Origin of the sequence: Neobacillus vireti (genome assembly GCF_001026695.1) — a bacterium.
GTDB classification, from domain to species: Bacteria; Bacillota; Bacilli; order Bacillales; family Cytobacillaceae; genus Neobacillus; species Neobacillus vireti.
Genome location: NZ_LDNB01000002.1, coordinates 1,015,915 through 1,029,701, shown reverse-complemented (window position 1 = coordinate 1,029,701; position 13,787 = coordinate 1,015,915). Strand labels below are relative to the sequence as shown.

General features: G+C 42.4%; 15 protein-coding genes and 1 pseudogene. 3 read left to right on the top strand and 13 right to left on the bottom strand.

The window, feature by feature from the left end; translation table 11 throughout:
• Window positions 1-650, top strand: a 650-nt coding sequence (locus AA980_RS05340) for an IS3 family transposase (protein ID WP_047771362.1), incomplete at its 5' end; no start/stop codon positions are given.
• Window positions 651-714: 64 nt separating this feature from the next.
• Here the strand turns inward: AA980_RS05340 and AA980_RS05335 are convergent.
• From AA980_RS05335 to AA980_RS05285, 11 genes are all read right to left on the bottom strand, one after another.
• Window positions 715-2,112 carry a purine-cytosine permease family protein gene (locus AA980_RS05335; RefSeq protein ID WP_047771283.1) on the bottom strand — a complete coding sequence of 466 codons (1,398 nt, stop codon included), beginning with the start codon at window positions 2,110-2,112 and terminating at the stop codon, window positions 715-717.
• Between the two features lie 35 nt (window positions 2,113-2,147).
• Window positions 2,148-2,822: a cysteine hydrolase family protein gene (locus AA980_RS05330; protein WP_024030879.1), complete on the bottom strand. Its 675-nt coding sequence runs from the start codon at window positions 2,820-2,822 to the stop codon at window positions 2,148-2,150.
• A gap of 73 nt (window positions 2,823-2,895) precedes the next feature.
• A complete protein-coding gene (locus tag AA980_RS05325; RefSeq protein WP_024030880.1) occupies window positions 2,896-3,162 on the bottom strand; it encodes a YciI family protein in 267 nt (88 codons plus the stop codon).
• A gap of 10 nt (window positions 3,163-3,172) precedes the next feature.
• The gene (locus tag AA980_RS05320) at window positions 3,173-4,615 is read right to left on the bottom strand and encodes an aldehyde dehydrogenase family protein (RefSeq protein WP_024030881.1); all 1,443 of its coding nucleotides are present in this window, start codon (window positions 4,613-4,615) and stop codon (window positions 3,173-3,175) included.
• A gap of 26 nt (window positions 4,616-4,641) precedes the next feature.
• The gene (locus AA980_RS25665) at window positions 4,642-5,367 is read right to left on the bottom strand and encodes a riboflavin kinase (RefSeq protein WP_024030882.1); all 726 of its coding nucleotides are present in this window, start codon (window positions 5,365-5,367) and stop codon (window positions 4,642-4,644) included.
• Between the two features lie 230 nt (window positions 5,368-5,597).
• A complete protein-coding gene (locus AA980_RS05310) occupies window positions 5,598-6,152 on the bottom strand; it encodes an NADPH-dependent FMN reductase (RefSeq protein WP_024030883.1) in 555 nt (184 codons plus the stop codon).
• Window positions 6,153-6,199: 47 nt separating this feature from the next.
• Window positions 6,200-7,684, bottom strand: a complete 1,485-nt coding sequence (locus AA980_RS05305) for an aldehyde dehydrogenase (RefSeq protein WP_024030884.1) — start codon at window positions 7,682-7,684, stop codon at window positions 6,200-6,202.
• Between the two features lie 14 nt (window positions 7,685-7,698).
• Window positions 7,699-8,508 (bottom strand): alpha/beta fold hydrolase, encoded by an 810-nt coding sequence (locus AA980_RS05300; protein ID WP_024030885.1) that lies wholly within the window; start codon window positions 8,506-8,508, stop codon window positions 7,699-7,701.
• A complete protein-coding gene (locus tag AA980_RS05295) occupies window positions 8,508-9,086 on the bottom strand; it encodes an amino acid synthesis family protein (protein WP_024030886.1) in 579 nt (192 codons plus the stop codon). The genes AA980_RS05300 and AA980_RS05295 overlap by 1 nt, the downstream gene beginning before the upstream one ends.
• Window positions 9,087-10,235 carry an LLM class flavin-dependent oxidoreductase gene (locus AA980_RS05290; RefSeq protein WP_024030887.1) on the bottom strand — a complete coding sequence of 383 codons (1,149 nt, stop codon included), beginning with the start codon at window positions 10,233-10,235 and terminating at the stop codon, window positions 9,087-9,089. It abuts the gene before it with no gap.
• A gap of 5 nt (window positions 10,236-10,240) precedes the next feature.
• Window positions 10,241-10,927 carry a GntR family transcriptional regulator gene (locus AA980_RS05285; RefSeq protein WP_024030888.1) on the bottom strand — a complete coding sequence of 229 codons (687 nt, stop codon included), beginning with the start codon at window positions 10,925-10,927 and terminating at the stop codon, window positions 10,241-10,243.
• A 267-nt stretch (window positions 10,928-11,194) separates the two neighbouring features.
• Between AA980_RS05285 and AA980_RS05280 the strand changes: the two genes are divergently transcribed.
• Both AA980_RS05280 and AA980_RS05275 read left to right on the top strand, forming a co-directional pair.
• A complete protein-coding gene (locus AA980_RS05280) occupies window positions 11,195-12,571 on the top strand; it encodes a purine-cytosine permease family protein (protein WP_024030889.1) in 1,377 nt (458 codons plus the stop codon).
• A 96-nt stretch (window positions 12,572-12,667) separates the two neighbouring features.
• Complete coding sequence (locus AA980_RS05275; RefSeq protein ID WP_024030890.1) at window positions 12,668-12,907, top strand: hypothetical protein; 240 nt, start codon at window positions 12,668-12,670, stop codon at window positions 12,905-12,907.
• A gap of 50 nt (window positions 12,908-12,957) precedes the next feature.
• On the opposite strand, the gene AA980_RS05270 is transcribed toward AA980_RS05275, so the two are convergent.
• Window positions 12,958-13,191, bottom strand: a complete 234-nt coding sequence (locus AA980_RS05270; RefSeq protein ID WP_201779382.1) for a GNAT family N-acetyltransferase — start codon at window positions 13,189-13,191, stop codon at window positions 12,958-12,960.
• Between the two features lie 201 nt (window positions 13,192-13,392).
• Window positions 13,393-13,578 (bottom strand): annotated as a pseudogene (locus AA980_RS05265) (Ada metal-binding domain-containing protein); the annotation flags it as partial.
• Window positions 13,579-13,787: the final 209 nt, after the last annotated feature.

The following is a 13,787-nucleotide window of genomic DNA, read 5'->3' as shown; positions in this document are numbered from 1 at the left end:
AAGTCAATCATAAGAAGGTTCAACGGATCATGAATAAACTTGGACTCAAGGGTGATAAGTTCAAAAGAAAATCACGCAAGTACAGTTCTTACAAAGGTACTATCGGAACGGTTACCAAAAACCGTATTAATCGTCGTTTTCACACAACTGTGTGTCATCAGAAATTAAGCACAGATATTACAGAATTCAAGTGTTTAGACAGTGTAAAACTGTATCTAAATCCAATTATGGATATGTTCAATGGCGAAATTCTTTCGTATGGGATAAGTATGCGTCCAACTTTAGAATTAGCGCTCAAACCTCTTGGGGAAGCCCTAGATATTGTAAAAGAATCGAAGTTCAGAACTACTATACATTCTGATCAAGGGTGGCATTATCAACATAATAAATGGGTAAAAACACTCAAGGAAAACAAAGTGTTCCAGAGTATGTCGCGAAAAGGAAACTGTTTAGATAATTCCCCCATGGAGAACTTTTTCGGGTTAATGAAACAGGAAATGTACTATGGGGAAGCATTGCGCTCGTTTGAGGAATTAAAAAAGAGAATTGAAGAATATATCGATTATTATGATAACAACCGTATAAAGAAAAAATTGGCAGGCATGAGTCCGGTTCAATACCGTATCCATACCAGCCAATTAGCTGCTTAATATATAAAACTCTAACTTTTGGGGGATCACATCATTACTGGTTGGTGCCTGGCACTTTTTCTTTTTAAACTTCTTCCACTTCGTTCATTCCCCCTAATACATTTGCTTCCAAAGGTGCATCGGAACGACTCAACTTACGCTTCATGGGGAAGTAATAAAGAGCAGCCGGTAAGAAAAGCCCTACAGCCCAGGCTAAGTCTGCCCCATCAAGCAGATTGGCAATTGGGCCCACATAAAATGAAGCGTTTACAAATGGGATTTCAACAACGATGGATGCAACAAATGCAAACGATGCGATCCAGTTGACCTTACCATATTTGCCGTTAAGGTCAAAGATGTCTTTGACACTGTATTCGCCTGAACGCAAGACATAATAATCCACTAGGTTAATAGATGTCCATGGGATTAAGAAATAGCTCATAAAGAATATAAAGTTTAAGAAAAAGTCTAAGAAATTCCCTTGCCCAAGTATACATAACCCTGTGGCAACTATTGTGATCACAAGCAGAAAGGCAAAGCGAACCTTTGGCGTAACTCTGAATTTAAAAAACGGTTCAATAGTTGTAATGGAAGACATAAATGCGCCGTACAGGTTAAACACGTTGATTGCCAACTGGCCAAAGATAATCAAGACAAACATGATAATAGCAAAGCTTCCAAATAGACCGGCTAAATTTCCGCCGGTATTGTCAGCGAAATTGGGGATTGCAATAGTTAAGACAGCTCCTAAAGCCATCATCCAAACCGCGCCAATCACTGTGCCCGAATAGCTATACCAAAAGGTTTGTTTTGGTGGTGTATTGGTAGGTAGATAGCGGGAATAGTCGGCCACATAGGGGGCATACGATAATTGCCACGTTACAGCGATACTGACGGAGAGCAGAAAGGCCGATAAGTTAAATTCAGAAGACACCCATTGCTCGGCAGGTACCGGTAATAGAAATACGATAACCGTCATGATTAAAAATAGCACCAATGAAGCCGCTGAGAACCACTTTTGTACTTTATGGATTAAGTCGTATCCATATAAAGCGACAACAAAACAGATCGCCCCAATAAAGATAATGTTCCACGTTTGGCCAATCGGAAGAATATCGCCAATCGTTTGGGCAGCCAGCAAAGTATTGCTTGCAAAAAAGCCAAGGTAGATAAACATGACGAGAAATAAAGGAATAATCGCCCCAATGACCCCAAATTGCGCCCTGCTCTGAATCATTTGCGGGATTCCTAGCCTTGGTCCCTGCACAGAATGGGATGCCATGAAAATAGCACCAATAAGGGCGCCGATAATAATCGCAACGATACTCCAGAAGAGGTTAAGTCCCAACATAATTGGCAATGCCCCAGACACAAGGGTTGTAATATTCATATTCGCCCCAAACCAGATTGGAAATAAATCTCTCGCCTTCCCGTGTCTTTCATTCTCTGGAACATATTCTATACTCCGCGTTTCAACCTTCACATACATTCCCCCATTTGATTTTTTTAGCAAAAAATCTAGATTCCTACTTTATGTGATAGCTTGGCGAAAATCCCACGCACATCTTCTGGTGAGAATTGCAGTTCGTCCGGCCCAGAAGATTCCCAAACGTGATAGTCTTCACCGTTTATTCTCTTTGTCATTTGCTTGGCGTCATAAACTTTCAGATCATATATCCAGTTAGCCATCATTAATATAGAAGCCATGTGAGCACCTTCTGTTGTGGTTCCACACATATCTTTGACAAGATTCACTTGATAATCGCGATAATATGCATCTAAAACGGTGGCTAATACACAGCAATCAGTCAGAACGCCGCCAACAATTAAATGTTTCACATTTAAACTTTTCAGCATTAAATCAAGGCTGGATTCGTAAAAACCGCTGTAGCGATATTTATCCACCACGATGTCGGTTTTCCCCGGTCTTAGTTCGGCGATAATTTCAACGTTTTCCGTTTCGGCTTGATAATAGATCGGTGCACCCAGTTCATTTACCGGTTCTTTATTTGCTAGTCCGATTCCATCTGCCCTGCCAATATGGCGCGTATAAATAATCGGGATTCCCTTTTCACGGCAGGTGCGGATGAGAAGCTCGGCGTTTTGAACCACTTCACGCATCCCCACAACATCCGATGTACCACTTTCCTTTTGGAGATCAATCAACAAGAGGGCTGTTTGTTTCAAATCCATTCTCTTCACTCCTTTTGAAAAATCCGAACCACTACCATGTACCATGCAAGTTAAGATAGTGGTTTAGAACCCGCTAACTTTTTACAAGAATCTTCCATTCCCTTAGTTCTAAATTCCGGGATCCTTCGACTACATGAGGGTCTTTAACAGCTAAGGCGTGAGCCTCTTCAAATGAATCAGCCACATATACCACAAGCCCGCCAGATTCGTCTAAAAAAGGACCTCTAGCAAAAATTTTCCCTTGCGCATCCAGTTCATCTAAATACTGAATATGACGGGGAAGTACTTCTTTATTTTTTTCAGTATCAATCATGTGTAGAATTGCTGCGAAATAGGCCATCAGCTATCACCTAATTCCGATTCCAAACGACGAGTTTTAATTCGGTCATTTCTTCAACAGCGTATTTGATGCCTTCGCGGCCATTGCCGCTTTCTTTTACACCGCCATACGGCATATTGTCCACGCGGAACGTCGGAATATCATTGACCATGACACCTCCAACATGCAGGGCATCGATGGCGTTCAATGCGGTATGAATATCATTTGTATAGATTCCTGCTTGCAGACCGTAACGTGAATCATTTACCTTTTGGATAGCTTCTTCAACAGAAGTTACTTTATCGACTATCACAATTGGAGCAAACACCTCTTGGCACGATACTTTCATATCCGCAGCCGCATCAACAAGGACGGTTGGCAGAAGAATATTCCCTTCGGCTTTGCCGCCTGTTGCAATCGTAGCCCCGGAGCTGGCAGCTTCATGAATCCACTTTAACGACCGTTCGACATCACCAGGCGTAATTAAGGCAGATACATTCGTTTCAGGATCAAGCGGATCGCCACTTTTTAACTTCTGCACTGCTGGAACAAATTTTTCAATAAATTCTTCATATAAGGACTCGTGAATGTAAACCCGTTGTAAGGAAATGCACACCTGACCTTGGAAGGAGAATGCACCTTCTACACAGCGCAGGATAATCTTATCAAGGTCCACACCCTGATCAATAATAACCGCCGCGTTTGATCCCAATTCCAATGTTGCCCGCTTTAGTCCCGCTTTGTTGCGGATGGCAATCCCTACCGCCGGACTTCCGGTAAATGTAATCATGCTGACTCTGTCGTCATTCACGATCTTTTCTCCCACCACACGGCCACTGCCTGTAACGACATTGAGCGCACCGGTCGGCAATCCCGCTTCTTGAAGGAGTTCAGCAATAAAGAAGGCGGATAATGGGGTTTGCGATGCTGGTTTTAAAACAATCGTATTTCCACTGGCAATCGCCGGGCCGACTTTATGTGCCACTAGATTCATCGGAAAATTGAATGGGGTAATCGCCCCAATCACGCCAAGCGGTTCGCGTACGGTATAGGCCAGTCGATTGACTCCACCGCTTGCGGCATCTAAAGGCAAGGTTTCTCCGTGGATTCGTTTCGCCTCTTCTGCGGCAAATTTATACGTTTCAATTGTTCTCGCCACTTCGCCCTTTGCCGCTGTAATCGGTTTAGACGCCTCTAAAGCAATAATTTCTGCTGCTTCGTCTGCCCGTTCCTTCAATAATTGCACCAAATTCTCGAGAATTTCTGCCCGTTTATAGGCAGGTAATTTGGCCATTACCCCTTTGGCACGATCAGCCGCTTCAATGGCCAAGGCCGTCTCTTGTTCCGTTGCATCAGGAATTTCGGCAAGGACTTCACCAGAATAAGGAGAGTATAATGGCTTATACGCCTTTGCTTCTATCCACTCGCCATTAATGAGCAAATTCTTTTTTGTAATTTTTTCGACATATGACATCCGTATACAAATCCTTCCGTCTTTAACTAAAGGTTAGAGGCCGTCTTTTCCTCAACTTTTCCGAAAAAAAATTCCTCCAGCTTTGGTCTTAGGCCGCCTGGCCCGAATTTTTTCCGGGAATTCTCGTGATCCCTTATTGACTCTAGAAAGGCTAATAACAGTCTTCTGCGTTCTAATATGTTTTTAATTCCCTGGTTATAAATCCAATTATCAATCGTGTTATAGACGCCGCGATTAATGCCGTGCTTGCCTTCACACAGCTGAATAAATGCCAGGTCCGTTAAATGGATATACTCTTCGGAACTTGGCTTAAACTCTCTTTTTAAAATGGCAGGCTGCTCGAGGTGAAACACGCGCTGGACGGTCTCTACATCCTTCCTGATTTGTAAAACAAGATGCTTCATGGAACTAAACAGCTGTTCTTCTCTGACAAAATGACATACCTCTACGTCCAATTCCTCATCGTAAATCATCTGATCAAAGTCAAAGATATGAACTTCATAATGAATGATTATTTCTTCTTTATTGACAGTCGGTCTGACGCCTACATTCATTAAGCCGTAATAGAGCTGGTTTTGATAGGTCACATGGACGCCGTAAACCCCCTTTGGTAAAAAAACTTCCTCATGCAAGAGCAGGTTCGCCGTGGGGAAACCAATGGTGCGTCCAATTTGATTTCCATGGATGACTTTTCCGCTGATCCTTGTTTTCGGTATGGAATCACTTTTTTCTACTATTGAAAAATTGTGCATATCGAGCACCACCTAATACTTCTTAATTTATTGCTATTTTTGTACCTAATGTTGTTATAAATCAAAGGCAAACTCACTTTTGATGTAAATGTTCACTTCAATTCTTACATTTTCTGATTTATTTATCGGCATAACCCGTCAATGAGCGATTTTCGCCATTCAATGGGCGAATCTCACCACTCAATGGGCGTTTTTCGCCATTCTATGGGCGAATCTAAAAAAAGTTATATTTAAAGATGAACTTGGAGTTCTTGTTTCAGACCTTTTTGCATATGAACAACCTCATGGCTCAACTGGGAGATGCGGCTTAACACATCAGCATCGGCAATCTCATTTTTTGCATTGAAATGGTCATTCGTCGCATACACAGATGCTGGTGCTACAAAGGCACGGAAATAGCTTGCGATTGGTTTCAGCTGGTTTTCAATGACCAAGTAATGTTGATAGGTGCCTCCTGTTGCAACAAAGCCCATCACTTTATTTCTAAATTCCTTAGGAGGGATTAAATCAAATAAGTTTTTCAAAGCGCCTGTAATCGACCCTTGAAAAATAGGCGTGCCGATAATGTAAAAATCAGCCGATGAAACGATGTCGATGACTTTTTTCGTGTCCCCTGTATAGGTGGAAGGATCGCGTCCATCGCAGAATTGAAGATCATATTCCTTTAAATCTAGTACTTCGACTTCGATTTCTGGATGGTTCTTCTTGACCTCGTCGGCCACTTTTTGGACCACTACTTTTGTTTTCGAACCGGTAATTGTACCGGAAATCGCTAATAATTTCATTTTTTATCCCCTCCTGTTTGGTAATCAGCGGATAGCGCCTCCCCTGTTTATCTCATAATAAACGGATCCGGAATTGGCTCCGATGATGTATTCACCCATACAACTTTACTTTGTGTATATTCATGGATTGCTTCGTATCCGCCTTCTCGGCCGTAGCCGCTCAAGCCCGAACCGCCGATTGGCGCGATTGGTGAGATGCTGCGATAGGTGTTGACCCAAACGATGCCGGCATTGACGGCCTTTGCGACGCGGTGCGCTTTCGCGACATCACTTACCCAAATGCCCGCTGCCAATCCATAGTTGGTACTATTGGCAAGTTGAATGACTTCTTTTTCGTCTTTAAATGGAATGACACTTAACACCGGTCCAAAGATTTCTTCCTTCGTGATTCGCGCTGAATGGTCGGTATGTTCAAAAATAGTCGGTTCAAAGTACCAGCCCTTTTCTAAATGTTCTGGAACTTTACCGCCGAAAACAGCCTTTCCGCCCTCTTCATGCCCGAGAGCGACGTATTGTTTTACCCGTTCTAATTGCGCCTGGGTAGCGAGTGGGCCCATCTCCGTATCATTTTTCAACGGATCGCCAATTTTAATTTGCGAGACACGGTCGACCAGTTTTTGCATGACCTTGTCATAGATATCCACGTGTAAAAATGCCCGCGAACCTGCGACACAGCTTTGACCTGATGCACCAAAGATACCGGCGATGATGCCCATTGCCGCATTATCGGGATTCGCATCTTCAAAGACGATGTTCGGTGATTTTCCGCCAAGTTCCAATGACACCTGGGCAAAATTTTCCCCAGAATTCCGCACCACATGACGGGCTGAATCCGGTCCGCCAGTAAAGGCAATACGTCTAACAAGTGGATGCTTCGTTAAACTGTCACCGACTGGCATCCCAAAGCCAGTTACAACATTGATGACGCCCGGCGGAAATCCTGCTTCATCTACAAGCTTCATCAATTCAAGCAACGACGCCGAGGTAACTTCGGATGGTTTGATAACGATTGTGTTACCTGCCACAAGCGCCGGCGCCAGCTTCAATGTCGTTAAATATAACGGAGAATTCCATGGTGTGATGGCTGCCACCACCCCAAGTGGCTCTCTCGATGTAAAGACAAACATATCCATTTTATCAATCGGCAATGTCTTCCCGTGAATTTTATCCGCTAGGCCCGCATAATAATAGAAGAATTCCGGCAGATAAGAGAGCTGGCCTCTCATTTCACGGATCAATTTTCCGTTATCAAGTGTTTCGAAATTCGCCAGTTCATCAACGCGCGCTGAAATTAACTCGCCTAATCGTCTGACAAGGCGCCCTCTTTCGGTGAACGTCATGTTTGCCCAGCTGGAATGCAAAAAGGCGTGATGAGCTGCTTGAACGGCACGGTCCACATCTTCCGCCGTTCCTTTTGCGACATAGCACCAAGGCTCGCCTGTCGCTGGGTTATAGCTCGGAAAATATTCGCCGTCTGTTGATTCAATCCATTCCCCATTTATATACATCTTGTATTTTTTCATTTCTGACATGCTCGTACTCCCCTTTACCTCACCGCCGGCACTGCATTCTTTTTAATAAACCGATCAATTGCTTGGTTTAAAGAATTAGCGTCCTCAGCCGGTAACATGTGTCTCATGTTTGGAAAAATTAGTAGTTCTGATTGTTCGATTTGCTGATGCATGCATTGTGACATTTCCGGAGTTGAGCCAACATCTTGTTCCCCTGTGATAATCAATGTTGGTAGTTTAATAGTTGAGAGTTTTGGCCACAACTCCTGGTCGGCTGTAGCAAAAAGCGTATAGGCAGCCAAATAGGAGTGAGGGTTGTTCGTTTGAAGCCGTTGACGTATTCCATTGACGAATGATTCATTGGTTGCAAGGAAGTCAGGATTAAACCAACGCTGGATGGCTGGTTCAATTGTAGACACAGCCCCTGATTGTTTGACCTCTTCCACTCGCAACAGAATCGCATTTCTCTGCTCTGCTGTTCGATTGGCAACCGCATTCAGAATGGTAAGGGTTTTGATCTTTTTAGGAAATTCAAGTGCAAAGGCCTGCGCCACCATTCCGCCCATCGAAAATCCGACGAGATGGCATGTGTCGATTTGTAAATGCTGCAGCAGCCCAGCTAATTGCGCGACATAGTTGGAAAGCGAATAAGGACCAGGGGGATGGTCAGACCCCCCGTGCCCGAGCATATCGTAGCAAATAACCCGATACTGTTTTGATAGTCCTTTCACTTGTTTTTCCCACATGTGATGATCCAAGCCCACACCATGAATCAGAATTAATGGCTCCCCATTTCCTGTTTCTTCATAATAATTGGTTCCTTGATCATACGTTGCGAGTGACATTAAACAAGCCCCATCTCTACCATATCTTGATGACGATTTCCTGTTCGTGGATGCGGACGACCGCCTGTCGCTGCACCGATCGCTACTACAATTTCATCTGCCCTCGGTGCATCTGGAATCGATGCTTCGAATGTAAGAAAGTGGGAGCGCTGTGATTCGTCGTTCTTATGAACCATGGGAATCACGACCGCTGTTCCGGCACCGCCGCGCTTATTCGTAAAGCTTAAGATGCTTTTTCCTTGAACCGCATCCCTGAATTTATTACCGAACTTTAATGTATGGATAAACGCAGAAGCATGTTCAACCTCGCCATCGACGCCGACAACAGCAGCCTTTCCGAATGCTTCCACATCATCAGGTGATCCGATATGTTTAAATAATTCATTGACTAATACCTCACCAATTTGCGGTGCATATTCATTGATTTCCGGCATTAAATCCTCCACATATCCTCTGCCTGCCCACGGGTTTTTCATAACAAGCATAGTTGTAATCATGCGAATAGGTGTCTCTAATTCTTTCCCGCCTTCAATCCGAGTCTCTTCTACCGCTGTATATACTTTACGAATTTCTAACATTTACATTGCCCCCACTTTCACATTTGTAAACCTTGGCATAACTTCTTCCGTAAATAGTTTCAAACTCTTCATCATTTTGTCATGAGGCAGAGAATTGTGGTTCACCCAAAGCAATAATTCTTGTAAATTAAGCTCATCTTTTAGTTCTTGGATTTTCTCCGCCACATAGTCCGGAGTACCAAATAATAGATTTCGAGGATGTAAGAATTCATAGTTCAACTCTTGCCCAGGTTTTACTTGTTCGCCCGGATCCATTAGGTTGCCAAGGCCTCGCCAATGACAGATCCAGCGGTAGTTATTCAATACAGCCTCTGCCGCATCTTGACGGGCTTGTTCCATTGTTTCAGCAACATATACATCTCTTACTAATGCAATGCCGTCTCCCAGCTCAAGTTCATAGCCGCGCGCCTTCGATGCTTTTTCACGGTACAGCTCAAAACGCCCCTTCAATTCTTTCACGGTCGGCATCCAGAACATACCTTTAATATCATTTTCCGCTGCCCACTCGATGGAACGTGGGGAATCAATTACTTGCCATAGCGGAGGGTATGGTTTTTGATAAGTACCCGGCATAATCGAGATCTTATTAATCTCGCCTTTTTCCATATCCATGAAGTCAGGAGAGGCTGGGCTCATCGGATGGCTCCATTTCAATCCCTTCGGCGGGAACTGATAAATGTCGCCTTCGTGGGAAAAGAAGCGGTTTGACCACCCTTTTCGTAAAATTTCTACCGTTTCTTCGAATACCGCCCGGTTTTGTTCCTGGTTCGTCGGATCGGCCAAGGTATTTAAGTTGGCCGCTTCCCTGCCGTATAACCCGCGGGCTAACCCGACTTCTACCCGGCCTTTGCTTAGTTGATCAAGCATGGCGATATCTTCAGCGAGCCTGAGCGGATGCCAGAACGTGATAACATTGGCTGCCTGCCCGATGCGGATATTTTTTGTCCGCGCCGCAATATCTGCGCCCATTAAGATTGGGTTAGAGATTAATTCATTCCCTTCATGGCCAAAATGGTGCTCTGTGTACCAAATAGAATCATAGCCATTTTCATCACAATAGACGGCCTGCTCGCGTGCTTCATCAAGTACTTGATCGTATTCCTCGTGTCTCCCTGGGCCAGCTAGGTTTGCGAAAATTCCGAATTTCATATCACTTATTCCTCCTTAAATTGTCTCAGTTTTTTCTCTATATCCATTTTTAGCTGCTTTCCACTTGCTCTTACATGGTCACGCATGGCTTTCTCCGCTTCTTCACTGTCACCCTTTATAATTGCTGACAAGATTGTCTGATGTTCATGTAGTGATTTTTCGCGGCGAATAGGATCTTCAATCGTTATAAAAACATATCGGTTATAAGGAATTTGGTTAAGGAGCATATTCAACGTAAAGCTTAGTTTAGAATTGGCGGCTCCTTCCAGAATCGTTTCATGAAAAACACTATTTGCTTCTACATACAATTTATTATCGGATGTTTGTAAAGCCCTCTCCATGTCAGTTACTGCCTGCTGAACTTTTTTGATTTCTTCAGCCTTTCCATTTTCCGCAAACAATCCGGCTGCAAGCCCTTCCAAAACTTCCTTTAAAGTAAATAACTCATTTAGTTCAGTTTCCGTTGGTTTTGAAACACAAGTCCCTACCCTTGGTATGATTTCGACTAATCCTTCTCTTTCTAATTGTTTTAGTGCCTCTCGAATAGGTGTCCTGCTTACTTTGAAATACTCTGACAAAACCGTTTCCGATAATTTTTGACCTGGCTCATATTTTGCCGTCACGATTGCTTCGCGAATGGCGTTTGTAACTTGAGCCGTAATGCCTAAAGTCAAGATGCTAGATATGATCATCTTCCCCCTTTCGTTCGTACCATGTACCATACAAGGTTTATAAATCGAATTATAGTTGATTAAATTTTATGAGTCAACAGAAAGTTTAGAAAATTATAAATAGTAAATACGAATGTGGTACAGCGCAATAAATTACTCGAAATTTTTTATTTAAAAATTTATCAGAATATATTGACATATGATTCCGCTTACAATTATAGTTTTCTTGTAAAGTAACTTGCATGGTACATGGTGAATGCAAGATATAATTCAAAAGGGGGCGTATTAATGAAAGTTGAATCTCGCAGTATTGAGTACATTCCGGCAGAAGAGAGGCATGGGAAAGCTCGCGATTTATTTCCAATTTGGTTTGGTGCCAATATGCATATCACAACACTTGTAACAGGGGCATTACCCATTGCATTAGGCCTTAATTTATTCTGGAGCCTCATCGCAATTATCGTGGGGACACTCCTTGGGGCAATTTTTATGGCTTCTCACTCTGCTCAAGGTCCTCAACTTGGAATCCCCCAAATGATTCAGAGCCGGGCGCAATTCGGAATCATTGGTGCCATTTTTCCCTTGTTTCTCGTTATGTTTGTTTATTTAGGCTTTTTTGCAAGCAGTGGATTACTTGCGGCCCAAACGTTAAGCAGTTTAACATCGATGGATCAAACATGGAGCATCTTAATCCTCAATATTATGTGCTTTATTGTTACAATTTTTGGATATAACTTAATTCATAAAATGCAGAAGTTATTGTCTTGGACCTCTTTACTTGTCTATTTAGTGGCAACCGTGATTATTGTGCAATTACCATTTCCTGCAGGAAGTTTAGAAATGGGGTCAGTTCAGCTGCCTGTGTTTTTATTAGCAGTTAGTATGGTTGCGACATGGCAATTAGCATATGCTCCCTATGTTGCTGATTATTCTCGCTACCTTCCAGTTACGACACCAACCGCGCAAACATTTTGGTATAGTTACTTTGGTACTGCTATCGGTACAATCTGGATGATGGCATTAGGTGCAGCCTTAACAATTGCCATTCCAAATTTTCTTGAACACTCCGGAGGTAATTTAGCTCATCTGTTCGGTGGATTTGCGATTATCATGTATTTGATTATTATTTTTGGACAGCTTGCTATTAATGTTTTTAATTTGTATGGAGCGTTTATGTCGACGATTACGACAATTGAACCATTCATGAAGTTGAAAGTGACCGCAAAAGTCCGCATTGGAATGATTTTTGGTGTAACGGTAATCGGGACGATTTTATGCTTGTTAGGTCAAAGTAATTTCCTTTCATTTTTCTTAAACTTTATCTTTTTCATCAGTTATTTTCTAATTCCATGGACATCAATTAATCTTGTTGACTATTATTTACTGCGCCATGGTCGTTATAATGTTAAGGATATTTTTGATCTAAATGGCCAGTATGGAAAAATTAATTGGATCACTTGTATCGCTTTTCTTGTCTCCATCCTGGTAGAAATCCCTTTTATTAACACATCATTCTACGTAGGACCAGTGGCAAAAGCATTTAATGGAGCCGATATTGCATGGGTTATTGGATTAGTTGTCCCTGCTGGATTATATTACTTCCCTATGAGAAAAAAATTAAATACAGCCGATAGTCTCTTTGAAACTCAAAATAGAGCTCTATAGAGCATTAAGCCTTACCGATAAATACTATTACAAAAGTAAAACGCACCTTCCTTCTTAAGGAGAGGTGCATTTTACCATGGAAAGGAGGAGTTCATATTGAGTGAGGAAAAGAATGGGGAATCAGGTGAACCAAGTAAATCAGGTAAGTCCCTGTGGAACCGCTTTTTGGCAGCACCTGCTTTATTTTTTCTCGCCCCATTAGGGATCGGTTTGTATCTAACTCATCCGTTCCCGGCAAAGACGACAAAAAATCCAGGGGAATATGGTCTTACTTTCGAAGAAATTGAATTTTTCAGCCGAAAAGATCAAGTAAAACTATCTGGTTGGTGGATTTGACACCCGCTAAATAGTGTCGGGCACCCATTAATTTTGTTCAATTTGTCTTCTCAAGCACCCTTTTTAGTTTGTAATGACATCCTTATATTTGTCGGGTTTTCTTTTAAATAGAGCAACTGCAAACGAACAAATAGGGACGATTTTTTGCCTTCTGCTTTCATCTCAGCTACTACACAGTCCACCAATTGTTCCGCTACTCCCTGTCCCCTTAGGCTGGAATCTACAAATGTATGCGTTAAAAGCACTTGATGTTCTCCATCAGGTTCATATATGACCTCAGCCAGTAACTTACCAGTCTAATCATATTTATAAAAACGATTACTCTCTTTTTTAAAATCCATTTTAAATTCTCCTTTCTTCCATCTACGTAGTGTTGAGTTTCCACATATTGCCTGTCACCGATAGGTTACCGCGTATTTATTTTTTAATTCATCTAGCATGTTCTGCCCAAAAAAGGGTAGACCCCCACCTCACAAAGGTACAATTTAATGGTTAGTCTGCAACGTTTTCCATATTTTATATTTCTCACGCTGGCATGCGGCGCAAGGTCTGAATCCAGCTTCTATTGCAGTTTGTTCATCCGCAAAAAATACCCTATCTTTAACATACCCCCACTTAGCGATGCCACGTAATGCAGCAGGACAATCCATCCGACCATATACTTTTGTTTTTTTATTACCGCCATAGGTTCATGGAGTTTCACTCTTATAAAATTTCTTGTCGGCCCCCATAAGTGTATATGTTTTATGTAGGTTCCTGTTTTCCGATCTCTCACTCATTCCATTACCCCCAATATCATCCAGGTATTCCTCTTATTTTTGCTGTATCCCCCCTGATAGTTCATCGTTTATTGCTATTACAATTAATTCGACTTCTCCAA